We start from the raw sequence: 23022 nt of genomic DNA on the forward strand, positions 1-23022 counted from the left end.
GTACCGTGACAACGGTGGCGCGCCTGGAGGCACACCCCGCGCCCCGGGGATCGAGCATCCACCCCGAGAGGCGGGAGGGAGGGCAGGCGGGAAGGAGCAGTGGTGCCCGAGTCGTCAGACCGGCACGGCGACCAGGACCGTGACTACGTCCACCAGGTTCTGGACGCGGCTCTGCGCATCGGCTCACTGCTGCTCTCGTGCAATTCCGGCACGGCCGACGTGGCGGCAACGATATCGGCGATCACCGCTTCCTACGGTGTGCGGCACACCCAACTGGACGTGACCGCGTCGACGATCATTCTGTCGGTACCGCGCGGGGTGGAGGGCGCTCCGCTGACCGCGATGTGGCATGTGAAGGGACGCTCGCTCGACTACACCCGACTGCAAGCAACGCTGGATTTCGCGCAGAAGGTGGCCGACGACCGGCCCCCGCTGGACCAGGTGCATGCACAGATCGACCGAATCGAATCCGCGTCGCACCCATACCCGCGGTGGGTGTCGACGGTGGCGCTCGGGGTGATGGCCGCGAGCTTCTCGGTGCTGCTCGGCGCCGGCGTGTTCGTGGCAGCCGGGGCGGCGGCCACCACGTCGCTGATCGACCGCATCGGACGGTTCCTGAACGGTCGAAGGGTTCCAATACTGTTCCAGCAGGCGGTGGCCGGACTCGTGGCCACCGGCGTGACTCTTTCCCTCGATGCCACCGAGAAACTACCCCACGGCGCAGACCCGTCGCTGGTCGTCGCGGCGAACATCGTCGCCCTGTTGTCCGGGATGGCGATTGTCGCCTCCGTGCAGGACGCGATCACCGGATACCACCTGACGTCGGTGGGCCGGATCATGGAGATTCTGTTGTCGATGGTCGGGATCTTCCTCGGCGTGGCGGCGGCCCTGCGCATCGGAGCCTTGCTCCACATCGAGGATTCCATCAGCCCGGGAGCTGCGGCCGACTGGCTGAGTCTTCCGGTGATGCTCGCCGCGGGCACCATGGGCGCGGCGGCCGCCGCGGTGGCGAGTTATGCGCCCGTCCGGGCGGCCGGTGCCGCCGGCGCCGCGGGAGCATTGGGCACGCTGATCTATGTAGGAATGATGCAAGTGCACGGGGGCAACGTGGCCAGCTCGTTCGTCGCCGCCACCGCCATCGGCCTGACCGGCGCGCTCGGTGCGCAGCGATTACGGGTGCCGCCGCTGGTCATCGTGATGTCTGGGATCGTGCCGCTGGTCCCGGGCATGACCACCTACAACGGTTTCGTGACCCTCGTGGAGGGCAACGCCTCGCAAGGTGTCGGCACCCTCGTCATCGCCGCCGGAACCGCGCTCGCACTGGCGGGCGGAGTCGTCCTCGGCCCACTACTGGCGCCCACGACAAGAAAGGAGGTCCGGCACCTGCGGCGTCTGGGAACCGCACTGGGACCTCGCATCGATTCCAGATGGTCGCGGACGCCTGCACTGGCCAGCATCTACCTGCGCCGACGGCACTACGCGCGAGCTCCACAGGACGGAGAAGACGGCGACTGAGCATTCGTTCCAGCGGGGATGCGTGCCTCCTCGCCCCGCAAACTGCTCCGTCAGTTCACCGCGTTCGTACGTCCCGCTCAGGTGATGCGTCGAGCAACGAGGTAGCCGACCAGGTGCGAGACGCCCAGCGCCGCCATTGTCGCGACCGGAGCCCAACGGACCGCGCGGCCCCCGTCGGGTATTTCTTCACGACCGAACTCCCGCCAGGCCGCGGCGGCATAGGGAATCACGAGGGTCGGCGCGGTCACGACGCCGGGTGAGTAACCACCCACGGCCACACTCGCCGCCAGGTGTGTGAATCCGTGCAGCCCGTAACCCGCCACTGCCGAGCGGAAGAACAATGATTCACCGTTCGTTCGATGCCCACGCCAGGTGGCAGCGCCGACAATCAGCGCCATCACCACGATCGCGCTGCGCTCGTGCACTTCCAGATATCGCATCGACGGCGGGGTGATTCCCGCACGCCTCATCCTGTCGTCCATGAATGGTGCGACGGCGAACCACTCCTCCAGGTCGTGGATCACCCACGTGCCGAACAAACCCCAGATTGCCAGTCTTCTTCTCACGACACTCCTTTACGTTACGGATCGTAATGATAGTAAGATGGATGCATGCTCGAACGGAAGGCCCAGACCGGACGACCTCGCGATCACGAGATCGACCGACGAATCCATACCGCGACCACCGAACTCCTCGCGGAGCAGGGCTACGCAGCTCTGACGCTCGAATCCGTGGCACGGCGGGCCGGAACGACGAAGCCGTCGCTCTATCGCCGGTGGGCGAACAAGGCGGAACTCGTCACGGCGGTGCTCGGCATGGCGGCACCACCCTTGCAGGAGATTCCAGGAACCGATCCACTGAACACCCTTGCCCGTACTGCCGCCGGGTTCGTATCCGCTCTGGCGGCCTCCGCTTTCGGTCCGACGATCCTGGCCGTACATGCGGAGGCCCGCCGCGATCCACGGCTCGCCGAAAGACTCTTGGCTCACTATCTGGCGCCTCGCGCCGAGACGCTCGACACGGTGATCGGTCACGCCGTCGACGCCGGCCTGATCGCACACGACCTGGATACGAATGCCGTCCGCGACCTCGTCTTCGGACCGCTCGTCTATCGACTACTCGTCGTGGGAACCCCCATGACCCTTGAAGAATCACTGGCACTGGCCACTGCCGCCGTGCGGGGAATTGCCCGCTGATCTCGCCGGGTGCGCATCGACAGCATATCGAACACGAACCGAGGACCGATCGAATCCCGTCTCATCGAATCGACGTCATCGGCTGCACAGAACTCTTAAACTTTATGCAAGGCCCCGTGTGGGGTATCCGGGGTGCGGAACCCGGTGGAAGGGGTGAGCATGTCGTTGAAGCGTCATCGCCCCGACGACGGCGAGACCGCGGTCTACAACCGGTTGGACAAGGTGGTACTGCGGGTTTCCGGCGCCGAAGTGACACTGACTCCGGCGGACGCACGGGAGATTGCAGGCCTGCTGCAGGAGTGCGCGAACCGCGCCGAGCAGACGCCGCCGGACGAGTTTCTGGCCCGCCGCCCGTAGCCGCCGGCTGTGCACCGCGTCAGATCTCGTCGCGGTACCCGTAGAACTCGTGGTCCTCGTTGTACCCACCCATGCCTGCGCCGCTGTCGCGGAAGGTGCGGACGAACTCGATCTCCTTGATCCACTTGACCTGTTTGAAACCCAACTGGTTTTCCACGCGCAGCCGAAGTGGGGCGCCGTGCAACACCGGAAGCGGTTCGTCGTTCATCTCGTAGGCGAGAAGGCTTTGCGGATGCCGTAGGTCGGTCATCGAGTGCGAGTCGTAGTATTGGCCGCCCTCACCGCCTTCGCCGAACGAACGGAAGATCACCCACTCGGCTTCCGGTTTCGGTTGCACCAGGTCGATCAACGCGTCGAACGGCAGGCCGGACCATTTACCGATCGCCGACCAGCCCTGGATGCAGTTGTGCATGGTGATCTGGTCACGATGGGCGAGAGCTTTGATGTCGTCGAGTGAAAGCTCGGCCGGGTTCTCCACCAGGCCGGTGACGCGGAGTCGGTAGTCGCGAAATTCGTTGGTGTGCAGATCTTTCCATTCGTCGGACACGGGCACGAGGCCGTTGGGCCAGAAGAAGGGGCTGATGTCCTTCTCCTTGTACTCGGCCTTGGGTGCGTACTTGTCGAAGAGCAGGTCCATCACCTTGCCGACCGTGGCGTTGGAGATGCGTTGCAGCACCCGCGTGTGCGTCCAGGAGAAGCGAACGGCCCAGACGTTGAACAAGATCACCAAGAAGATCGCCAGGCCCGTCAGGGCGACCCCGTTGAGGTTGTCGCCGCCCGCGGGTGGGACGTCGAGCGTGATGGCGTTGAGATTCTCCGCGAATCCGGTGGACGCGACCATCAGCATGTGGACGGCGTAGAACAGCACGAAGACGACCATCACGAGGAAGTGCAGCGAGCGCGCGGTCTGCCGGTTGCCGAAAATCTTCTGGTACCAGGGGAAGTGGTTGTCCAATGCCGGTGACATCGCGATCCCGGTGAGGATCGCCAGTGGTGCGAAAACGAACACGATGGCGAAGTAGCTCAGCTGCTGGAGCGCATCGTAGGTGTAGTACCCCCCGAGCTCATGAGGCAGGCCCAGCGACGTGTACTGCACCAGGCAGGAGGCCGCATTCGGGAAGATCGACCAGTCGGTGGGCACCAGCTTGCGCCAGTGGCCGGTGGAGAAGGTCAGGACGACGAACACCAGGCCGTTGAGTACGAACAGGATGTCGAAGAGGAAGTGCCAATGGCGCGCCACTCCGATGGTGTGCCGTCCGCCCGGCATGCCGACCATCGGGCTGAGCGTGATCGCGTCGTCCTTGGCCGTCCACACACGATCCTTCGGCATAGGACCGCGGAACCGCAACCACTCGCGATCGGGTGTGCAGTGCATCTTCAGATACAGGCGCGGGTGGTCGGCGAGAATCTGCCAGCCCGCCCGAACCACCATGACCATGATGAAGAAATTCAGCGCGTGCGTGGCGATGCTCCAGGCCGGGGTGCCGAAGGAACGGCCCTGATCGCGCAGCTGGGTCATCGAGGGCTCGCACGGGTGGGTGGTGGTGAAGCCGCCGGGCCCACCCACAGCGTCGGTGCCCATGAGCAGTTTGGCAGCGATCACCGCCACGATGCCGGCGATCAGCACAGCTGGGAGCACCCACCACACGGAAACGAATCGTCGGCCGATTCGCACGTGTACGCGAGTGAGCGACATGCGTGGATGAACGCCCTCCTCCCGGAGAAGTGCCACGTTGTGGAACTCGTCCTGGAGTTCGGAGCTGTCCTTGGGCCTGTTGTCAGGGCCTTGGTGTGTCATTTCCACGCCTGCCGGTGACGACGCTCAGACTGCGAGGGGGCTGTCCGTGGTGTGGACCGGCCGCCGTTTGGACGGGTCCGGAGTGACCGCTGCAGTGAGTACGAACGCGTCCGCGCGAGCGCAATCCCAATCCTCGGACCAGGACGGCGGCGGGTCGTCGAGCAGCTGCCCGGGCCGGAGCCACTCGTACAGCTCGGCGTAGGTGCGCTGGTCGTTGAAGCCCACCGTGCGCATGAGCATCGACGGATGCAGATCGTCGAAGCTGTCCAGGCCCATCGAGGCGACGACCTGCTTGGCGTTGTCGACGATGTTGCGCTGCAGGTTGTAGACCCGAGTGGTTTTGTCCTGCACGTTCAATGCCCGGTACCGCTTGGGATCCTGAGTGGTCACCCCCACCGGGCAGGTGTTGGTGTGGCACTTCTGCGCCTGAATACAGCCGACGGCGAACATCATCGCGCGAGCGGCCAAAGTGAAATCGGCGCCCTGGGTGATCCGCTTGACGATGTCGATGCCGTTGGCGACCTTGCCGGAGGCGCCGACGCGGATCTGGTCCCGCAATCCGGTGCCCACCAAAGCGTTGTGCACGGTCATCACACCGTGAGTCAGCGGCATCCCCACATGGTCTTCGAATTCCAGGGGTGCGGCGCCGGTGCCGCCCTCGGCACCGTCGACGATGATGAAATCGGGGGCGATGCCAGTCTCGCGGATTGCCTTGCAGATGCCCAAGAACTCGCTGCGGGAGCCGACGCACAGCTTGAACCCGACGGGCTTGCCGCCGGACAACTCACGCAACCGGCCGATGAACTGGCACAGCTCGATCGGCGTGTGGAAGGCGTTGTGCGAGGGGGGTGAGACGACGGTCTTTCCCACCGGAACGCCGCGCGTCTGGGCTATCTCTTCGGTCACCTTCGGGCCGGGTAGCACGCCACCCAGGCCGGGCTTGGCGCCTTGTGAGAGCTTGATCGAGATGCATTTGACCTGTGGGTGTTGGGATTTCTTCCGGAAGGCGTCCGGATCGAAATGCCCGTCCTTGGTGCGGGTGCCGAAGTAGGCGGTGCCGAGCTCCCAGATCAGGTCTCCGCCCGCCTCGAGATGATATGGACTGAGCCCGCCTTCGCCGGTGTCGTGGGCGAAGCCGCCGCGGGCCGCGCCGCCGTTGAGCGCCAGGATCGCATTCGCCGAGATGGCGCCGAAACTCATTGCGGAGACGTTGTAGAGCGCCATGTCGTAGGACTGGGTGCAGTCCGGTCCACCGATGCGCACCCGCGGGGTCTCCTGCGGCGCCGGTTGCGCGGTGATCGAGTGACGGACGAACTCGTATCCGACCGCGTTGACATTGCGCTCGGTACCGAAGGGTTCGACGTCTTTGATGTCCTTGGCCCGCTGATAGACCGTGGATCGGGTGTCCCGGTCGTACGGGGTGCCGTCCGTGTTGCGTTCGATGAAGTATTGCTGGAGCTCAGGACGGATGAATTCGAGCATGAACCGCGCGTGCCCGAGGACGGGGTAGTTGCGCAGGATGCTGTGCCGTGTCTGCAGCAGGTCCCACGTGCCGATCAGTGCCAGCAGCAGGAGCGGCACCGTAAGGAAAAGCCACCACGGCGACACCAGGAAGACGAGGAGGCACGATAACCCTCCGATCAGCCATGCTGCTGCGATTGCCAACCATCTGATCATCGCTACTCCTATCGAAGACGGGGAAGTCGAAGAAAGTGGAAACGTCGGTTTGTCAGTACATGTATCCGAGCCGTACAGGTGTCGAGCGAGCCGGGGTCGCATGCCTTCCGGCGGCGAGCGGGTCACAACAGCGGCGGCACTTTGGCTTCGATCGGCACCTCCAGTACGGTCGGGCCTTCGCGTTCGAGAGCGCGGGCGACGGCGGCACGAACCTCCTCGGCAGTCTCCGCACGCTCGGCGGTGCATCCGTATCCCCGTGCCAGTGCCACGATGTCGAGTCCGGGTAGATCCAGGCCGGGGACGCCGGGGGAATCCTCGAGGTCGGCAAACGATTTGAGAATTGCGTACTCCTCGTTGCGCGGAATGACATAGATGACGGAGAGTTTCTCCTGGGCCGCCGTGTGCAGCCCCTGCACCGAATACTGCATGGAGCCGTCGCCGATCATCGCGATGACCGGGCGGTTGCGGCCGGAGTCGCGTTCGGCCAGTGCGAGGCCCACCGCCGCGGGTAGGTTCCACCCGAGACTGCCGGAGGCGAACGTGTAGAACGAGTCCGGTTGCACGATCGGCCAGGCCGAGTGGAACTCGCCGAGGTTCGACGGCGACTCTTCGACGACCACCGTGGTTTCCGGCATCGCGTCGTGGAGGGTGGCGAACAGTTCGTCCGCGCCCATGCGTGTGTCCTCGCGGACGGATTCGCCTGGACCGTGCGGCGCCATACGATGCGATTGCTTGACCACCGTCCGGTGGGGGCGCCTGGGGATGAGTTCGGTCAGCGCCTGCGTCGCGAGCACTGCGTCACTGATGAGGCTGTCGCCGACGGGCGCCCGTGCTGCCTGCGCCGGATCTTCGGTGATGTGCAGCAACCGGAGCCCGTCGGGAAGATACTCGCCCGCGACGTACGGGTAGTAGCGAAACACCGGAGCCCCGATGACGATCGCCACGTCGTGGCCAGCCAGCTTCTTCGACAGGGGCCTAATGGCGAACGGCAGACCGCCCACGTACAGCGGATGATCTTCCGGAAACGGCGGGCGCTCCGACGCGGGTGCCGCGTACACGTGCACACCGAGTTTCTCCGCCAGGGCCACGGCCTCGTTCCAGCCGTCGCCGCGGGCAATCGATGCGCCGAAGATCAGCGCCGGGTCCGAGGCCTCGGACAGTGCCCGCGCGAACTCGGCAATCCGGCCGGGATCGGGCCCGACGCGAGTGGCGACGGTGCGCGCGATCGGGTTCGAACCGGTTGCCGGCTGGTCCCAGTCGTCGAGCGGGATCGACAGGAACACCGGCCCCGCGGGCGGCTGCACCGCCGTCGCGTAGGCACGCATGAGCGCGGCCGGCACGTCCTGTGCCCGCACCGGTTCGTAGCTCCACTTGACCCACGGCTTCGGTAGATCTTCGGGCTGGACGTTCATCAGCCAGGGCTCCATGAGCAGCATGTCCCGCGTCTGATTTCCGGCGGTGACGATGAGGGGAGTCTGGTTCATCGCGGCGGTCATGATGTTGCTCATCGCGTTGGCCACTCCGGCCGCCGTGTGCACGTTGACCAGAGCCGGCCGACGTGTGGCCTGGGCATAGCCATCCGCGATACCCACGGCGGAAGCCTCCTGGAGCGCCCGAACGTAGCGGAAGTCATTCGGATATTCCTTGAGGAACGTCTCTTCCGTGGAACCCGGGTTTCCGAAGATGGTCGTCAGGTTCAGGTCGCGCATCAATCGATAGGTGACGTCTCGGATAGTCTGGGCCATGGTCGGTGCCTCCACGTGGGGGTTCCCTCGAGTGCGGTCCCATTTGACCGTATCCGAGACCGATTCGGAATACGGTCGTATTGCCGATTCTGGCCCGTTCGAAGAACCGATGCGGCCCTCGCGATGGGGCTTCCCTCGCTTCGTCACCGTGTCGCGGGCTCGGATTTCGCACGTCGTACGAATGATCGAATACGCTGCCTCTTCGATGAGGTGGCAACGAGCAAGTGCAGTGATGGCGTCGGGTGCGGTGCTGGCGGGGTTGTCGATAGGGTCGGCGGCCGCCGAGCCGGTACCACCACCGACCGCCACAACGCGGGCGCCGTTCACCACACCGAACACCGACTCGTGCCCCCACCGGTCGGTACCGGCCCCGGCGGTCGACCTGTCCGAGGTCCCGGAACCCGGCGAAACGACTCCCCGTCCCGTTCCCGTTCCGTCGCAGCCGATCGGCGGTGAACGGATGGGTGAATGCGGTGTGGTGTTACCCGAGAATGCGCCGCCGCTTCCGGCGCACATAGCCGCACCGGGGTGGGTGTTGGCCGATGTGGACACCGGCGAGGTGCTGGCCGCGAAGGATCCGCATGGTCGATACCGTCCGGCCAGCACCATCAAAATTCTGCTGTCGCTGGTGGCGTTGGACGAGCTCGATCTGAACAAGACGGTCACCGCCACTGCCGAGGATGCGGCGATGGAGGGCAGCGCGGTCGGAATCGGCCCGCACGGGCAATACACCAACATGCAGCTGATGCAGGGCTTGGTGATGGCGTCGGGCAACGACGCCGCTCACCTTCTCGCGAGGCAGCTCGGTGGCTCCGACGAAACGGTCGAGAAGATGAATGCTCTGGCCGAGGAATTGGGCGCACTCGATACCAGAACTGCCACGCCGTCGGGTCTCGACGGCCCCGGGATGAGCAGCTCGCCGTTCGACCTTGCCCTGATCTTTCACGAGGCCATGAAAAACCCCACCTTCGCGAAGCTGATTTCCACCGAGGTGGTCTCGTTCCCCGGCTATCCGAAAAATCCGGCCATCCCCGGCGACGAGGACAAGCCGTCGTTCGCACTCGGCAACGACAACAGGCTGCTCTACAACTACCCGGGCGCACTCGGAGGCAAGACCGGCTACACCGACGACGCGCGGCACACGTACGTCGGCGGCGCCGAGCGTGACGGCCGACGCCTGATGGTCACCCTGATGGGCGGCGAGGCGAAACCGTTGCGCCCGTGGGAACAGGCCGCACGCTTGCTCGATTACGGATTCGCGCTTGATGCGGAACCCGTGGGCTCGCTGACCGAACGCCCCGACGACGCCTCTGTAGACGAATCCGCACTGATCGCCGCCCCTCCGGGCACACCAGATCAGGTGGGCGCAGGTGTGATCGCTTCCGGTTCCGACAGCCCCAACAGTTCGCTCGCGGTGCGTGCCGGCGTCGGTGTGATCGGTACCGGCGTGGTGATCGGTCTCCTCGGCTGGGCCCGAAGACTCAACCGAGGACGCCGGTAGGACCTCCGGCAGTTCCGCTCAGCTGCGCGAGTTCCTACGAGCGAACACTCCGGACAGCCCAAGAGCCGTTGCGGCGCCGACACCGACGAGCGCGGCACTCCTGCGCGCCGACGGGCGTTCGTACACTTGTATCCGAGGCGAGATGATCGCCGGATCCGGGGGCGGAACGAATGCCAGGGCCATACTCTCCTCGCTGGTTGCGGCCCAGGCAGTGGCGAAGAACAGCATTCTGCACGTCATGAAAACGAAGACGAGCAGACCGACGATCGGCCCGAACGCGGCACCGGCAGGACCGCTGGTGACCGCAGCCAGGTAGATCGCCGCCACCTGCTTGAAGATCTCGAACGCGATCGCGCCGAGCAGTCCCGCCCTGACCGCGCTCCGGAGTGCGACGGTCTCGCGGGGAAGTCTGGAGATGATCCATGTGAAGATTGCCCAAGTCGCGGCAACCGCCAGGAACACCGACAGCACCCGCAGCGCGATGCCGATTCCTGGGATTGCGTCGAGGTGCAGCAGGTTCACCACCCAGTCCATGACCGGGCCGCTGCTCAGCGCAGAGATGCCGACTGACACGACAATCGCCAGCCCGAGCCCGAGAAGGTTGACACCGTCGTCGATCTTGGTTTTGACGAATCCGGCGGGTTCGCTCTTGCTGTCCCACATCGCAGTGAGGCCGTCTCTCAGTTTTGACATCCACCCGAGGCCCGCGTAAATGGCACCGAGCAGTCCGATGATGCCCACCTCGGCACGTGAGTCGATCGCCGAATCGATCGTCTTGTTCAGAGTCTCCCCCAATCCGCCGGGGGCCGATTCGGTTACGCTGTCCTGGATATCGGCCAGCAAGCCCGGGTTACCGGCGAGGACGAAACCGGCGATGGCGAACGCCACCATGAGGATCGGGACCAGCGCCAGGACGCTGAAGTACGTGACACCCGCAGCGTAGTAGTCACCTTTCTGCCCCTGATACCGCTTGGCTCCCCGCACCACATGATCGAGCCACGGGCGTACCGCCCGCTGACGCTCGAGAAAGCTCGGGCTTTCGGCCATGGATACTTCATCCTTTCGAAGTCAGGAATCCAACCTTGTCGTACACCGTGGCAAGTGTCTGCGACGACACTTCCCGCGCCCGGAGCGCACCGTTTGCGATGATCCGGTCCAGTTCTGCCTCGTCGGCGAGGAACTGGTTCACATGTTGCTGCAAGGGAGTCACGAAATCGGCCAGGACCTCCGCCGTGTCGGACTTCAGGTCGCCGTATCCCTTGCCCTCGTAGCCAGCCACGAGCTCGTCGACAGGGTTTCCGGACAACGCCGATTGGATGGTCAGGAGGTTGCTGACGCCCGGCTTGTTCTCCGGGTCGTAGCGGATCTCGCGCTCGTTGTCGGTGACGGCAGACTTGATCTTCTTCGCCGACACCTTGGGATCGTCGAGAAGACTGATCAGGCCGGCCGGGCTGGGCCCGGACTTGCTCATCTTCGATGTCGGATCCTGCAGGTCGTAGATCTTCGACGTGCCCTTGATGATTTGAGCTTCCGGCACCACGAACGCCTTGCCGAAGCGAGAGTTGAAGCGGCCTGCGAGGTCGCGCGCCAGCTCGAGATGCTGACGCTGATCCTCACCGACGGGCACCCGTTGCGGGCGATACAGAAGGATGTCCGCGGCCATCAGCACCGGGTAGGTGAACAGACCGACGCTGGCGTTGTCACTGCCCTGCTTCGCCGACTTGTCCTTGAACTGCGTCATTCGGCCGGCTTCACCGAAGCCGGTGATGCAGTTCAGCACCCACGCCAGCTGCGCGTGCTCCGGTACCTGACTCTGCACGAACAGCGTGGCCCGGTCGGGGTCGATACCCAGAGCCAGCAGCTGCGCGACGGCAATCTTCGTACGACGGCGTAGTTCCTTGGGATCCTGGGCGACGGTGATCGCGTGCAGATCCGGAATGAAGTAGAAGGCGTCGAAGTCGTCCTGCAGCGGAATCCACTGCTGCAACGCGCCCAGGAGGTTGCCGAGGTGGAACGAGTCGGCGGTGGGCTGGATACCGGACAGCACCCGAGGCTTGGCGGTGGGTTTCGTTTGTGCAGGAGACGACATGGTTACCGATCTTTTCATGCCGACCGAAGGCTCATCGAGGCGCTACCGGGTGGCGCGCCGTTCAGCGGTAATGCACCGTGACCGGAGCGTGGTCGGACCACCTCTGGTCGTACGAATCCGCACGCTCGACGACGGCCTGTTTCGCCCGGGTGGCCAACCGTGCTGTGGCCAGGTGATAGTCGATTCGCCATCCGGAATCGTTGTCGAACGCCTTGCCGCGATAGGACCACCACGAGTACGGCCCCGAAACGTCTGGATGAAGCTCACGTACCACGTCCACCCACTGTGGTTCGCCTGCCAGCAGGTTCCCGAACCATTCCCGCTCATTGGGCAGGAACCCGGATGACTTCTTGTTGGTCTTGAACGCTTTCAGATCACTCTCGGTGTGGGCGATATTCCAATCCCCGCACACCACCACGTCTCGATCGTTGCCGACGGCACTCGAAGCGAGTTCACCGAGACGCACGGCGAAGGAAGACATGAAACGCTCCTTCTCCTCCTGCTTCGGGGACTGGGCCTCCCCCGACGGCAGATAGAGACTGGCAACCGTCAGGTCACCGAAATCCGCCTCGATGTAGCGGCCGGCATCCGCGAACTCGGCGTCGCCGTGGCCGATGCGAACGGCATCAGGCCGCGTGCGCGACAGAATCGCCACCCCGTTTCGTCCCTTGGTGCCCGGCTCGGCCGACACGAGATGCCAATCCTGCTCGAGCGCCGGCGCCAGCGCGTCCTGGAGCTGCTCGTCCGAGGCGCGAGTCTCCTGCAGGCAGACGACGTCTGCAGGAGAGTTCGCGAGCCATTCGGCCATGCCTTTGCGTACTGCTGCGCGTACGCCGTTGACGTTGACTGTGGTGATGATGTGAGACACGCAGAGCACCGTAGCCGACGCCGGCGACGTCACCAGTTCCCGGGAAAGATGAACCCTTGAGGCATACACGGGACCGGTGTCGCATTCTCCGGATCGAGTGCGTTGAGCACGAAGCGCAACGACCGCTCGTTGTACATCGTCGAGACGTGGTCACTGCGGTCCTGCGGGCAGTCTTCCTGCAGCAAGATGTTGGTGACGTTCGGTCCCTCGAGGAACTGCTGGTCGTACGGTGTGACGATCTCGTCGTACTTCGTCACGATCGTCGTGTAGGTCACGCCAGGACGGGTATCACCGTTTCCGTAGACTATCTCGCTCAGCTCGTGGTCGAGCGCCTGCTGAATGAGAGCCGGGGTGGCCTGCTCGAGTCCGTCGTACACTGCCGGCCCCAACGGCGGGAACATGGTGCGCATGAACACGATTCCGTTGAGGTGCGTGCCGTGGTTGGACGGCGATATGCCGATCATCTTGTCGACGTACTCCGCGCCACCCAGCACGTTGATGTAGTAGAGGGGAACGATTCCGCCGCCCTGCGAGTGACCGACGATGTCGATCTCCTCTGCGCCGGTCAGCGCAAGTACTTCCTGGACCCTGGCAGCGACCTTCCTCGCGCTCGTAGGGATATCACCGAGGGCCTGGAACGGGATTTCGGACACCCACTCCGGGTTGCCGTAGTTCATCGTGAAGACGCAATATCCGTTGTTCTTCAGAAAGGGAGCGCCGGCCTGCCACGCCAACGACTGGTTGGTTGCCGTCGGGTGCAGCAGGAGGACCGGATTGGGATGTTCCTCCGACGGCTTGCAGTTCGGATCGTTTGCACCCGGTGGTGAAACCTCGGGCAACATGCCGATCCATATTCCCGAGCCCAGATCGAACGGAACCGGCAACGGCCCGAACTTCACCGGGCCGGCGGATGCCGTTCCCGCGCCGATTCCTGTTCCTGCTGCGACAGCCAACGCGGTGGCAAGAGTCCCCAACAGAAGACGGCGCACGATGCTCGATTTGATACTCACCAAAACCCCCAGAATGTGATCTGCGTAACCGGATGGCAACCTAGCATGCCCCTGCGGTACACGCCGCATTGGCACCCCGCCACGAAGGGTCGATCAGGCAATTCCGCGTCGCCGCTCCAGCAACACAGCGAACGTGAGAACCACGAGTCCGGCGACTGCGAGCACAGCACCTACTGCTGCGGGCGCGGTGTATCCGTAGCCGGCCGCGATGACGACACCACCGATCCAGGCACCGAAGGCATTCGCGATGTTGAGCGCCGCATGGTTGAGAGACGCCGCCAGAGTCTGTGCGTCGGCCGCCACGTCCATCAGCCGGGTCTGCAGCGCCGGCACCATGGACGATCCGGCGGCGCCGATCGCGAACACCAGCATCAATGCCGTGACCACGTTGTGGGAGGCGACCACGAACGCTGCCAGCACCACGACCAATGTGGTCATCGACGCGAACAGTCCGGGCATGAGTGCGCGATCCGCGAGCCATCCGCCGACGAAGTTGCCGACCACCATGCCGATTCCGTAGATCATCAACGCAACCGGCACCAACGACCGGGACAGTCCGGACACGTCCGTCAGGGTCGTGCTGATGTACGTGTATACGGCGAACATTCCGCCGAAACCGACCATGCCGACGATGAGCGTCATCCAAACCTGTCCCCGGCGCAATGCCCCCAACTCGGTGAGAGGGTTGGTGACCTGCATGGCACCCAGTTCGGGCACCCATCGCCAGATGGCGGCAACGGTGGCGACGCCGATCACAGCGACGAGCGTGAAGGCGCTGCGCCAGCCGAGGTGTTGCCCGAGCGCCGACGCCACAGGGACACCGACCACGTTGGCAACAGACAACCCCATCATGACGAGGGCGACCGCTTTGGCGCGCTGGCCGGGCGCCGCGAGATGTGCCGCCACCAGGGACGCAACACCGAAATACGCGCCGTGCGGAAGACCTGCAACGAACCGCGCAAGCATCAGGGTCTCGTAGTTGGGCGCGAACACCGACGCGGCGTTACCGACTGTGAACGCGGCCATCAAACCGAGTAGCAGGAACTTGCGCGGGACCCGCGCAGTCAGCGCCGCGATCAACGGCGCCCCCACGACGACGCCCAGTGCGTAGGCAGAGATGACATGACCGGCCGTGGGTTCCGAGATGTTCAGCCCCGCCGCCATCTCCGGGAGCAGACCCATCGCCACGAACTCGGTGGTGCCGATCCCGAATCCACCCAACGCCAGCGCGATCATCGCCGCACGCCTGATCGACGAATGGTGCGAGGCAGCCGTGGACGGCTGCGCGGTAGCAGTCACTATCGGTGCAGAAGTGGTCAACAGAGATTCTCACGATCGATCGGAAAGGTTCGGGCGACGGAACTACGAACAGTCGATTGTCCTCACCGCATTCCCGAATCGCCCACCTGGTGACAGTGAGCCGTCTCACGAGCAGAATCGAGGCATGGCAGTGCTGATGCAGGGATACCTGTCGACGGTCGCCGATCAGTTCCGCTACCAGCCGACCCCCAAGCGGGTGCGAGCGAATTCGGACGGCGCCACGGTGGCCGACTCGGTGGACGCGATCCTCGTATGGCAACCGGGTAGCCCGGTTCCCGAGTACGCGTTCCCGGTCGACGACGTCGAGCTTTCGCGAGTCGGCGATCACGCGGAAACACTGACCGACGAGGATCTGACAGGTTTCGTGATTCTCGATTCGGACGCGTTCACCTGGTGGGAGGAGGACGACCAGGTGATCGGTCACCCACGAGACCCTTTTCACCGGGTCGATGTCGTGCACAGTGTCCGGCGCATCACGATCCGATATGCCGACACGGTTTGCGCCGATTCACATCGGTCGGAGATGCTGTTCGAGACCGGGTTCGCTGGCGCTCGCCATTACCTGCCCCGCGGCGATGTGGCTGTCGAACTTCTGCCGAGCCGCACCCGGACGGTGTGCCCGTACAAGGGTGAGGCCACGTACTGGTCGGCGACCATCGGTGATCACCTACTCACCGACATCGCGTGGAGTTACGAGCACCCACTCCCGGAGGCCGTGCGCATCCGCAGCCTCGTCTCGTTCCACGACGAGAGGCTGGACCTCACGATCGCCGAACCGCAACCGCCCCTGTGAGGGGTTGAGGAGTCTCTGGACTCGCTCACCACTCACAGGGGTTTGCGCGTTCTACTTCTCCGAGATCGCCTTCTGGAGGTTGATATCCAGGGCGCCGAGGAATTCCTCGGTGGTCAGATAGCCCTGGTCGCCGCCGACCAGCATGGCGAGGTCCTTGGTCATCTGACCACCTTCGACGGTCTTGATGACGACGTCCTCGAGTTGCTGCGCGAAATCGATGACAGCGGGCGTGTTGTCCAGCTTGCCGCGGTGCTCGAGTCCGCGGGTCCACGCGAAGATCGAGGCGATGGGATTGGTGGACGTGGGCTTGCCCTGCTGGTGCTGACGGAAGTGACGCGTGACGGTGCCGTGCGCGGCCTCGGCCTCGCAGGTCTTTCCGTCCGGAGTCAGCAGCACGGAGGTCATGAGTCCCAGCGAACCGAAGCCCTGGGCCACTGTGTCGGACTGGACGTCACCGTCGTAGTTCTTGCACGCCCAGACGTAGCCGCCCTCCCATTTGAGAGCCGAGGCGACCATATCGTCGATGAGCCGGTGCTCGTAGGTGAGTCCGGCCGCGTCGAACTCCGGCTTGAACTCGGTCTCGTAGACGTGCTGGAAGATGTCCTTGAACGCGCCGTCGTAGGCCTTGAGGATCGTGTTCTTGGTGGACAGATACACCGGGTAGTTCTGCTGCAGGCCGTAGTTGAGGGAGGCCCGAGCGAAGTCTTCGATGGACTTGGTGAAGTTGTACTGCCCTTGAACGACACCGCCGCCCTCGGGGAAGTTCACCAACTCGTGCTCGATCGGCTCGCTGCCGTCCTCGGGTGTGTAGGTGATCATCACCTTGCCGGGGCCGGGAACCTTGAAGTCGGTGGCGCGGTACTGGTCACCGAACGCGTGGCGACCGATGATGATCGGCTTCGTCCAGCCGGGCACCAGGCGCGGAACGTTGGAGATGATGATGGGCGCGCGGAAGATGGTGCCACCGAGGATGTTGCGGATGGTCCCGTTCGGGGACCGCCACATCTTCTTGAGGCCGAATTCCTCGACACGCGCCTCGTCGGGGGTGATGGTCGCGCATTTGACGCCCACACCGTGCTTGTTGATCGCGTTCGCGGCGTCGACGGTGACTTGGTCGTCGGTCTGGTCCCGGTGTTCGACACCGAGGTCGTAGTACTCGAGATCGATATCGAGGTATGGATGGATCAGCTTGTCTTTGATGAACTGCCAAATGATGCGTGTCATCTCATCGCCGTCGAGTTCGACGACGGTGCCCTCAACCTTGATTTTGGACATGGGTGCTTCGCGTCCTCCTAGGAAGTTTCCCTGGTTACACGGTTGCGGGCGCACTTTGTGAGTGGTCCGCGAACGGTTCGCTTATTCAAACCTAGACGTTCCGAGCCGCTCTCGGGAGACCGGATCCAAACAAGACGAGCGTACTGCTACGCAGCACCGCCGCAACCGGCGGGCCGTGAAACACGTTCTTACCGCCGGGTAACTTTTTCCTGATAGGACCCTGGATCAGTGCCGCTTCGGGATGTTCGACGCCAGCCGCTAAGATTCACCGAGAGGTATTGGAAGATCATCGCGAGCAGGATCACCGCGACGGGATTACACGGAGGTTGCACATGCGTTGTTGTCGTAGGTGAGAGCGAACCGGTCGCAGGCACAGGTATTCCACCGACTGGCCGGCCCCATCACGCCATCTCTGATCGGAGACAACCATGACCGACAACACCGACGCAGCCGCTACCGACCCCACGGCGAACTGGTCGTTCGAAACCAAGCAGGTCCATGCCGGGCAGACCTCGGACGCCACCACCAAGGCCCGCGCGCTGCCGATCTACCAGACCACCAGCTACACCTTCGACAGCACCGATCACGCGGCCGCACTGTTCGGCCTCGCCGAACCGGGCAACATCTACACCCGCATCATGAATCCCACCCAGGATGCGGTGGAGCAGCGGATCGCCGCTCTCGAAGGCGGTGTCGCAGCCCTGCTCCTCGCTTCCGGTCAGTCCGCAGAGACTCTCGCGATTCTCAACCTCGCCGAGGCCGGCGATCACATCGTCTCCAGCCCGTACCTCTACGGCGGAACCTACAATCTCTACCACTACACGCTCCCCCGGCTCGGGATCGAGGTCTCGTTCGTCGACGACCCCGACGACCTCGAGCAGTGGCAGGCCGCAGTCCGTGACAACACCAAGGCGTTCTACGCGGAGACCATTTCCAACCCCAAGAACGACATCCTCGACATCGAGGGCATCTCCGGGGTCGCGCACCAGAACGGGTTGCCCCTGATCGTCGACAACACCGTCGCCACCCCGTACCTGATCAGGCCGTTCGAACACGGAGCCGACATCGTCGTGCACTCGGCCACCAAGTATCTCGGCGGTCACGGCACTTCGATCGCCGGCGCGATCGTGGACAGCGGCACCTTCGACTGGACGCAAGGCCGTCATCCGGGCTTCACCACCGCCGACCCGAGCTACCACGGCGTCGTGTACGCAGACCTCGGCGCGCCCGCCTACGCACTGAAGGCGCGCGTGCAGTTGCTTCGCGACCTCGGACCGGCTGTATCGCCGTTCAACGCGTTCCTGATCTCGCAGGGCATCGAGACGCTGAGCTTGCGCATGGAACGTCACGTGTCCAACGCGCAGAAGGTTGCCGAGTTCCTCGAGAACCGCGGCGACGTCACGTCCGTCGGCTATGCGGGCCTCCCCTCTTCACCGTGGCACGAGCGCGGACGTGCGGTGGCCCCGAGAGGTACCGGCGCGATCGTGACCTTCGAACTGTCCGGTGGACTCGAGGCCGGCAAGAAGTTCGTCAACGCGCTGACCTTACACAGCCACGTGGCGAACATCGGCGATGTGCGCTCCCTCGTGATCCACCCTGCATCCACCACCCACTCGCAGCTCAGCCCGGAGGAACAGACGGCTGCGGGCGTGACCCCCGGACTGGTTCGCCTCGCCGTGGGCATCGAAGGTATCGACGACATTCTTGCCGACATACAGGTCGGACTGAAGGCGGCAGCATCTTGACCACCAGCCCAGTGACTTCGCTACTGCGTCCGGACGGCCGGCTCGGCTACGTCGACATCGGCCCACTCGAGCTCGAAAACGGGGCGATTCTGCCGGCTGTGACCCTCGCCGTACAGAAGTGGGGTGAGCTCTCCCCCACTCGCGACAACGTCGTGCTGATCGAACACGCGCTCACCGGCGATTCTCATGTGTCCGGGGAGATCAGCGACGAGCATCCGTCGCCCGGTTGGTGGAACGGCATGGTGGGCCCCGGCAACCCGGTCGACACCGACGAGTGGTGCGTCGTCGCCACCAATGTGATCGGTGGCTGCCAGGGCAGCACCGGGCCGTCGTCGATCGCAGACGACGGTAAACCGTGGGGCAGCCGGTTCCCCGAGATTTCGATCCGAGACCAGATCGAGGCCGAGCGTAAGTTCGCCGACCTCCTCGGCATCGAGAAGTTGGCGTCGGTGATCGGCGGTTCCATGGGAGGGATGCGCGCTCTCGAGTGGGCGATCGCCTACCCCGACCGCGTCGCGTCCGCCCTCGTACTCGCGGTCGGTGCACGCGCCACCGCGGACCAGATCGGCACCCAGACCACGCAGATCGCGGCCATCAAGGGCGACCCCGACTGGCAGGGCGGCGACTACCACGGCACCGGACGCATCCCCCGCCACGGGTTGGGGATCGCCCGCCGTATCGCACACCTCACCTACCGGACCGAGGTCGAGTTGGATTCACGGTTCGCCAACACCGCCCAGACCGGCGAGGATCCCTGGAACGGCGGTCGCTATTCAGTGCAGAGCTACCTCGAGCATCAGGCTGACAAGCTGGTCAAACGGTTCGACCCGGCAACATACGTGCTGCTCAGTGAGGCCATGAACCGGCACGATGTGGGGCGTGGACGCGGCGGGATCGCCGCAGCTCTCGCCACGATCACCGCGCCGGTGGTCGTCGGCGGTGTCGATTCCGACCGGCTGTATCCCCTGCACCTGCAGGAGGAGCTCGCGGCCGGAATCCCCACCTGCGACGGACTGCGGGTCCTGGCGTCCAGGGACGGCCACGACGGCTTCCTCACCGAAGCCGACGCGGTGTCGAAGCTTCTCGTCGAGACAATGGACCTCGCCCGCGCCGGACGCTAGGACCGTGCTTGGAACCGGTCGCGAAAAGTGGACTCGGTCAGATCCACCGCTCGTATTTTTCCGCAGGCATCAGCTTCGGGAAGAACTCGTGCCGCAGATCCGCGATCAATGAGACATAGTTCGAGTCGTCGGTGGTCGCTGCGATGTCCAAACAATGGAACGCCGCATTCATCGGATCTTGCTGCACCGCTGTCGAAATGGCAGACATTGCACGCATCGCAGCAGGAACGACACGGTTCTCCACGTCACCGGTGACAGTGGTTTCGATGGCGGCATCCGCCTCGAATGCCTGCCACAACGCCTTGTGGTGCTGCTCGCCGAAAGGATGAGGTAGCGGTTCTCCTCGATCCAGAGCAGACAATGCCGGACGGATCCACTCGATAGTTGCGATCCCCGCCACCGTGTACGCGCGGCGAGCAGACCAGGCCGCGATGCGACGGAGCTTCGGCGCCCGGGTCCTGGTGATCGCGTCGGCAAGCGCCCGGTCCCGACCGGCGATACCGATCGCGTAGGAGTTCGCACGTAGCTTCTCCGAGGGTGGACGCCCGCCCCACCGGATCGCTTCTTCCTTGGCCCACTCGGCCATCTGCTCGTAGCCATATTTGAGGTACACGGTGGCATCGGCAGCCGGATCAGGATCCCACCAATTGCGTTTGGGATGGGTGACGATGCCCTGTTCCCAGGCGCTGTCGGTCTTGTGCAGCCGGACCATCTCTCGCGGTTGGGCTGACTTCCAAACCTGAAGCAGGTATTCCTCTGTAGGGGCAGGGACTGCCAGGTCCCCGTGGGTGTCACGTCCTCGCGCCGACACCCGAAATCGATGCAGGCCCCCTCTGATCGGCAACTTGTCGAAGTCCGGGGACTGCTCTCCCTCCAACGTCAGCACGTATGCGGGTTTGGTGATCCTCGTGGTGGCTTCCTCGATGATCTCCCACTCCGGAACCTCGCCGATCGTCGCCGGTTCACCATCGAGAACGACGACCGTCAATGCCACGGGACCGTGGGCAATGCCGGTAATGACCGTGACGAAGTCAGGGCCGACCTCGATCACGCTGCCGGTTTCGTCCGGTGAGTACGTTTCACCGGTGGATGAGCCCACCACGAATTGGTGATGGTCTGCGATTACCTCGCCGCGTTGGGTCACGACAGCGAACGTATCGCACAAGAATCGCTATTCCGGAGCGTTGCGGATAGCCGACTGTCAGTCAGTACCGAGGGGGTCGATCGACACCGCCAGCCACACGATCGATCCGCCGACCGCCAACATTGCGGCAACGTCGAAGGTTTTGCTGCGCACCACGAGCAGGCCCGCTCTGTCGTCACTGAGGATCAGCCGGAATCCGGCGGCAAGCAGCGCAGCCACACCGAACACGAAGGATCCACGCCGCCACCGCTCGGCCAGCACGAAGCCGACGGCGATCAAGATGACGAAGCCGATGGCCACCATCGGCAGGTTCCTCTTCGCGAAGCGCGCCAAATCGGCCATGTCAGAGCGATGCAGCCATACGCTCGGCCCGCTCGACGACGTTGGTGAGGAGGAAAGCGCGCGTCAACGGTCCGACGCCTCCGGGGTTCGGTGAGAGGAAGCCCGCCACATCGTCAACACCTGCAGCGATGTCGCCCCGGAGTCCCTCTTCGGTGCGGCTGACGCCCACGTCGAGCACCGCGGCACCGGGCTTGATCATGTCCGGAGTGATCAACCCGGGAACGCCTGCTGCGGCGATCACGATGTCGGCGCGAGAGACTTCGGCGGCCAGATCGCGCGTGCCGGTGTGGCAGAGGGTGACGGTGGCGTTCTCGCTGCGCCGAGTGAACAGCAGCCCGATGGGCCGTCCGACGGTGATACCGCGCCCGACGACGACCACGTGCGCACTCGCGATCGGCACCTCGTAGCGGCGCAGCAGGTGCAGGATCCCCCGCGGCGTGCAGGGCAGCGGTGCTTCCTTGCCCAGCACGAGGCGGCCCAGGTTGACCGGGTGCAGGCCGTCCGCATCCTTGTCGGGATCGATCCGCTCGAGGGCGGCGTTCTCGTCGAGTTGCTTCGGCACCGGAAGCTGCACTATGTAGCCGGTGCACTCGGGGTTGGCGTTGAGTTCGTCGATGGTGGCATCGAGCTGCTCCTGCGTGATGTCCGCAGGCAGGTCGCGCCGCAACGACGTGATGCCGACCTTCGCGCAGTCGTTGTGCTTGCCGCGCACGTAGGTGGCCGATCCCGGGTCGTCTCCAACCAGCACGGTGCCGAGGCCAGGGGTGATGCCCTTGGCCTTCAGTGCACTCACGCGAGTCTTCAGGTCTTCGAAGATCTCGTCACGGGTCGCTTTGCCATCGAGGATCGTTGCAGTCACCGCGCCATTGTTTCAGGTCGCGCCTTGCGGCGTCAGCTGCCCTCCACTGCGAGTCCGTGCGCAGTGGCGTAGGCAACAGCCTGAGTGAGCTCGATTTTAGTCTTGTTCACGGAGGCCGCCGTCCAGAGTGCGGCGTCGACGTGGGCGCCCCGCAGGTCGGCGCCGTCCAATTTCGCTCCCCCGGTGCGCGCCCCGAACAGATCGACCGAACGAAGCACACAGTCACGGAAGTCGGTGCGGACCAGATTCGCTTCGCGGAAGCGACAATCTGTGAAGTCGAGACCACGCAGATCCGACCCACTCAGCGAGGTGAGGGTGAAGTCGCATTCGTCGACGCGCATCGGACGCAGCCGCGAATTCTCGAACGTCGACCCGAGAAAGCTGCAGTTTCTGAACTCGCTGTGCCACAGAGTTGTTCGAGTGAACGTGCATGAGCGGAACGCGGTCGCGAGGTGGGCCGATTCACCGAGATCGGCGCCGGTGAAGTCGCAGTCGGTGAACACGACGTTCTCGGTGTGCAGTTCGGACAGATCCGCGTCGCGGAACGTGCAGTTGGTGAAGTGCCGGTGGGTCCAGCGTTGCCCCGGTAGTCGTGCATCTGAGTAGTCCTCGCCGACCACTTCTTCTGAATCCATCACTCCATTGTCTTCGATGCCACCGACATCCG

21 protein-coding genes are annotated in these 23022 nt (G+C 64.3%); 7 read left to right on the forward strand and 14 right to left on the reverse strand.

The window, feature by feature from the left end; all coding sequences use genetic code 11:
* The first annotated feature begins 102 nt into the window (after positions 1-102).
* A complete protein-coding gene (locus ACZI8Q_RS15870) occupies positions 103-1515 on the forward strand; it encodes a threonine/serine exporter family protein (protein ID WP_463374523.1) in 1413 nt (470 codons plus the stop codon).
* Between the two features lie 77 nt (positions 1516-1592).
* Here the strand turns inward: ACZI8Q_RS15870 and ACZI8Q_RS15875 are convergent, their stop codons facing one another.
* Positions 1593-2081, reverse strand: a complete 489-nt coding sequence (locus ACZI8Q_RS15875; protein WP_463374524.1) for an HXXEE domain-containing protein — start codon at positions 2079-2081, stop codon at positions 1593-1595.
* Between the two features lie 45 nt (positions 2082-2126).
* On the opposite strand from ACZI8Q_RS15875, the gene ACZI8Q_RS15880 reads away from it, so the two are divergent.
* Complete coding sequence (locus ACZI8Q_RS15880; protein WP_463374525.1) at positions 2127-2711, forward strand: TetR/AcrR family transcriptional regulator; 585 nt, start codon at positions 2127-2129, stop codon at positions 2709-2711.
* Positions 2712-2870: 159 nt separating this feature from the next.
* Positions 2871-3068 (forward strand): hypothetical protein, encoded by a 198-nt coding sequence (locus ACZI8Q_RS15885; RefSeq protein WP_463374526.1) that lies wholly within the window; start codon positions 2871-2873, stop codon positions 3066-3068.
* Between the two features lie 19 nt (positions 3069-3087).
* Here the strand turns inward: ACZI8Q_RS15885 and ACZI8Q_RS15890 are convergent, their stop codons facing one another.
* From ACZI8Q_RS15890 to mdlC, 3 genes are all read right to left on the reverse strand, one after another.
* Positions 3088-4866 (reverse strand): molybdopterin-dependent oxidoreductase, encoded by a 1779-nt coding sequence (locus tag ACZI8Q_RS15890; RefSeq protein ID WP_463374527.1) that lies wholly within the window; start codon positions 4864-4866, stop codon positions 3088-3090.
* Between the two features lie 24 nt (positions 4867-4890).
* Complete coding sequence (locus ACZI8Q_RS15895; protein WP_463374528.1) at positions 4891-6543, reverse strand: FMN-binding glutamate synthase family protein; 1653 nt, start codon at positions 6541-6543, stop codon at positions 4891-4893.
* Positions 6544-6665: 122 nt separating this feature from the next.
* Entirely contained in the window at positions 6666-8288 is a 1623-nt protein-coding gene (gene mdlC / locus ACZI8Q_RS15900; RefSeq protein ID WP_463374529.1) for a benzoylformate decarboxylase, read from the reverse strand.
* A 205-nt stretch (positions 8289-8493) separates the two neighbouring features.
* Between mdlC and ACZI8Q_RS15905 the strand changes: the two genes are divergently transcribed.
* The gene (locus tag ACZI8Q_RS15905) at positions 8494-9789 is read left to right on the forward strand and encodes a D-alanyl-D-alanine carboxypeptidase family protein (RefSeq protein ID WP_463374530.1); all 1296 of its coding nucleotides are present in this window, start codon (positions 8494-8496) and stop codon (positions 9787-9789) included.
* 18 nt (positions 9790-9807) lie between these two features.
* On the opposite strand, the gene yhjD is transcribed toward ACZI8Q_RS15905, so the two are convergent.
* The 5 genes from yhjD to ACZI8Q_RS15930 form a co-directional block, all read right to left on the reverse strand.
* On the reverse strand, positions 9808-10836 hold the full coding sequence (gene yhjD / locus ACZI8Q_RS15910; RefSeq protein WP_463374531.1) for an inner membrane protein YhjD: 1029 nt from the start codon (positions 10834-10836) through the stop codon (positions 9808-9810).
* A gap of 7 nt (positions 10837-10843) precedes the next feature.
* On the reverse strand, positions 10844-11878 hold the full coding sequence (gene trpS / locus ACZI8Q_RS15915) for a tryptophan--tRNA ligase (protein WP_463374532.1): 1035 nt from the start codon (positions 11876-11878) through the stop codon (positions 10844-10846).
* A 61-nt stretch (positions 11879-11939) separates the two neighbouring features.
* On the reverse strand, positions 11940-12746 hold the full coding sequence (locus tag ACZI8Q_RS15920) for an exodeoxyribonuclease III (RefSeq protein WP_463374533.1): 807 nt from the start codon (positions 12744-12746) through the stop codon (positions 11940-11942).
* Positions 12747-12775: 29 nt separating this feature from the next.
* Positions 12776-13756 (reverse strand): esterase/lipase family protein, encoded by a 981-nt coding sequence (locus tag ACZI8Q_RS15925; protein ID WP_463374534.1) that lies wholly within the window; start codon positions 13754-13756, stop codon positions 12776-12778.
* 93 nt (positions 13757-13849) lie between these two features.
* A complete protein-coding gene (locus ACZI8Q_RS15930; RefSeq protein ID WP_463374657.1) occupies positions 13850-14992 on the reverse strand; it encodes an MFS transporter in 1143 nt (380 codons plus the stop codon).
* 208 nt (positions 14993-15200) lie between these two features.
* Between ACZI8Q_RS15930 and ACZI8Q_RS15935 the strand changes: the two genes are divergently transcribed.
* A complete protein-coding gene (locus ACZI8Q_RS15935) occupies positions 15201-15869 on the forward strand; it encodes a DUF427 domain-containing protein (protein WP_463374535.1) in 669 nt (222 codons plus the stop codon).
* A 51-nt stretch (positions 15870-15920) separates the two neighbouring features.
* Here ACZI8Q_RS15935 and ACZI8Q_RS15940 read toward each other — a convergent pair whose 3' ends face one another.
* Positions 15921-17144 carry an NADP-dependent isocitrate dehydrogenase gene (locus tag ACZI8Q_RS15940; protein WP_463374536.1) on the reverse strand — a complete coding sequence of 408 codons (1224 nt, stop codon included), beginning with the start codon at positions 17142-17144 and terminating at the stop codon, positions 15921-15923.
* Between the two features lie 428 nt (positions 17145-17572).
* Between ACZI8Q_RS15940 and ACZI8Q_RS15945 the strand changes: the two genes are divergently transcribed.
* Both ACZI8Q_RS15945 and metX read left to right on the forward strand, forming a co-directional pair.
* Entirely contained in the window at positions 17573-18889 is a 1317-nt protein-coding gene (locus ACZI8Q_RS15945) for a bifunctional o-acetylhomoserine/o-acetylserine sulfhydrylase (protein ID WP_463374537.1), read from the forward strand.
* Positions 18886-20010, forward strand: coding sequence for a homoserine O-acetyltransferase MetX (metX, locus tag ACZI8Q_RS15950; RefSeq protein WP_463374538.1), 1125 nt, complete (start codon positions 18886-18888; stop codon positions 20008-20010). The genes ACZI8Q_RS15945 and metX overlap by 4 nt, the downstream gene beginning before the upstream one ends.
* Before the next feature lie 37 nt (positions 20011-20047).
* Here metX and ACZI8Q_RS15955 read toward each other — a convergent pair whose 3' ends face one another.
* Genes ACZI8Q_RS15955 through ACZI8Q_RS15970 form a run of 4 tightly spaced genes read right to left on the reverse strand, consistent with a single transcriptional unit; the run spans position 20048 to position 22990 of the window.
* A complete protein-coding gene (locus ACZI8Q_RS15955) occupies positions 20048-21154 on the reverse strand; it encodes a transposase (protein ID WP_463374539.1) in 1107 nt (368 codons plus the stop codon).
* 57 nt (positions 21155-21211) lie between these two features.
* The gene (locus ACZI8Q_RS15960; protein ID WP_463374540.1) at positions 21212-21496 is read right to left on the reverse strand and encodes a DUF3017 domain-containing protein; all 285 of its coding nucleotides are present in this window, start codon (positions 21494-21496) and stop codon (positions 21212-21214) included.
* A 1-nt stretch (position 21497) separates the two neighbouring features.
* Entirely contained in the window at positions 21498-22355 is an 858-nt protein-coding gene (locus ACZI8Q_RS15965; RefSeq protein WP_463374541.1) for a bifunctional methylenetetrahydrofolate dehydrogenase/methenyltetrahydrofolate cyclohydrolase, read from the reverse strand.
* A gap of 32 nt (positions 22356-22387) precedes the next feature.
* A complete protein-coding gene (locus ACZI8Q_RS15970) occupies positions 22388-22990 on the reverse strand; it encodes a pentapeptide repeat-containing protein (RefSeq protein WP_463374542.1) in 603 nt (200 codons plus the stop codon).
* Positions 22991-23022: the final 32 nt, after the last annotated feature.

It is taken from the genome of Rhodococcus quanlei, assembly GCF_055231015.1.

What these genes read in the sequence shown, in the direction of transcription:
- ACZI8Q_RS15880 (WP_463374525.1), top strand. Translation starts at nt 2,127, where the DNA reads ATGCTCGAACGGAAGGCCCAGACCGGACGACCTCGCGATCACGAGATC.
- ACZI8Q_RS15885 (WP_463374526.1), top strand. Translation starts at nt 2,871, where the DNA reads ATGTCGTTGAAGCGTCATCGCCCCGACGACGGCGAGACCGCGGTCTAC.
- ACZI8Q_RS15890 (WP_463374527.1), bottom strand. Translation starts at nt 4,866, where the DNA reads ATGACACACCAAGGCCCTGACAACAGGCCCAAGGACAGCTCCGAACTC.
- ACZI8Q_RS15895 (WP_463374528.1), bottom strand. Translation starts at nt 6,543, where the DNA reads ATGATCAGATGGTTGGCAATCGCAGCAGCATGGCTGATCGGAGGGTTA.
- mdlC (WP_463374529.1), bottom strand. Translation starts at nt 8,288, where the DNA reads ATGGCCCAGACTATCCGAGACGTCACCTATCGATTGATGCGCGACCTG.
- ACZI8Q_RS15905 (WP_463374530.1), top strand. Translation starts at nt 8,494, where the DNA reads ATGAGGTGGCAACGAGCAAGTGCAGTGATGGCGTCGGGTGCGGTGCTG.
- yhjD (WP_463374531.1), bottom strand. Translation starts at nt 10,836, where the DNA reads ATGGCCGAAAGCCCGAGCTTTCTCGAGCGTCAGCGGGCGGTACGCCCG.
- trpS (WP_463374532.1), bottom strand. Translation starts at nt 11,878, where the DNA reads ATGTCGTCTCCTGCACAAACGAAACCCACCGCCAAGCCTCGGGTGCTG.
- ACZI8Q_RS15930 (WP_463374657.1), bottom strand. Translation starts at nt 14,992, where the DNA reads ATGATCGCGCTGGCGTTGGGTGGATTCGGGATCGGCACCACCGAGTTC.
- ACZI8Q_RS15935 (WP_463374535.1), top strand. Translation starts at nt 15,201, where the DNA reads ATGGCAGTGCTGATGCAGGGATACCTGTCGACGGTCGCCGATCAGTTC.
- ACZI8Q_RS15940 (WP_463374536.1), bottom strand. Translation starts at nt 17,144, where the DNA reads ATGTCCAAAATCAAGGTTGAGGGCACCGTCGTCGAACTCGACGGCGAT.
- ACZI8Q_RS15945 (WP_463374537.1), top strand. Translation starts at nt 17,573, where the DNA reads ATGACCGACAACACCGACGCAGCCGCTACCGACCCCACGGCGAACTGG.
- ACZI8Q_RS15960 (WP_463374540.1), bottom strand. Translation starts at nt 21,496, where the DNA reads ATGGCCGATTTGGCGCGCTTCGCGAAGAGGAACCTGCCGATGGTGGCC.
- ACZI8Q_RS15970 (WP_463374542.1), bottom strand. Translation starts at nt 22,990, where the DNA reads ATGGATTCAGAAGAAGTGGTCGGCGAGGACTACTCAGATGCACGACTA.